We start from the raw sequence: 1,053 nt of genomic DNA on the forward strand, positions 1-1,053 counted from the left end.
CCATCAGGTCATCTTTGTCGACGCTTGCGCAGACGCGCTGATGTCCGATCCCGCCTGGAACGGCGGCTGGTATGAAAACGGGCTTGATGTACGAAACGGCATGGACCGTCTGGCCAGAATCGTTGCGACCTTGGGATGGTCCCCGCAATTCTATCAGGAAGAGCGCTGGCGAAGCGTGCTTGGGCTGTCGTCCCCTGATGACTTCATTAACGGGGTGATGAAGGCGTATTTCGAGCCAATGGATCCAAACGTGCTGCTCTGCGAGATGTGGAAGTGGCAGAGGGCGGATGTCTCACGCCACGCCGGGGGCGACCTTCCTGCTGCGCTTAGGCGGATCACAGCTAGGACCTACGTCATGCCGATCAGCCACGATATGTTTTTCCCGATGCATGAATGCGAGGCAGACTGCTCCCTGATCGAGGGCGCGGAACTGAAGGTCATTCACACGCCGGAAGGCCACATGGGCCTGAACGGATTTGAACCTGGATACATGGGCCAGGTGGATGAGCATTTGAGGGCTCTTCTCAAGAGCTGAGACCAACAACCGGGACGTACTGCTTGAGCTCACGCGGGCGACATCGGCGCGGGAACGGGGGAGGCATGTTCCAGAAAGGGAGAAGGGCATGGGAAACCACACCTGCGACACGCTCCGCATCAGCGGCGCGACCAAGACTTATGCTGCGCAATCAGGCGCTGTCCACGCGCTACAGGACGTGGACATGACCGTCGAGCCCGGCGAGTTCATCTCCGTCGTGGGACCATCTGGCTGCGGCAAGACAACCTTGCTCTGGTCCATTGCTGGCCTCCACCAGTTGAGTGGCGGCCGGATCCACCTGGGCGAGGACGAGATCAGACGGCCGCATCCGAGCGTAGGCATGATGTTCCAAGAGGCAAATCTGCTTCCTTGGCGCACCATACAGCAGAACATCGCGTTCCCGTTTGAACTGCGGCGGATGAAGCCGGACAGGGATAGGATCGAGGCGTTGCTCGATCGTGTCGGCCTTGGCGGCTTTAGCGAGAAGATGTCACGCGAGCTTTCCGGTGGCATGCAAC

Annotated in this window: 2 protein-coding genes; both read left to right on the forward strand. The window is 59.6% G+C overall.

Annotated features, from left to right (window positions below; all coding sequences use genetic code 11):
• Nucleotides 1-535: alpha/beta hydrolase family protein (locus AC1DUU_RS32720; protein ID WP_476787436.1), on the forward strand; the 535-nt coding region annotated here is incomplete at its 5' end.
• 184 nt (nucleotides 536-719) lie between these two features.
• Nucleotides 720-1,053 (forward strand): ATP-binding cassette domain-containing protein (locus tag AC1DUU_RS32725; RefSeq protein WP_476787437.1); only part of this gene is annotated, 334 nt, incomplete at its 3' end.

This window comes from Aminobacter sp. P4_H6_2, assembly GCF_056400805.1.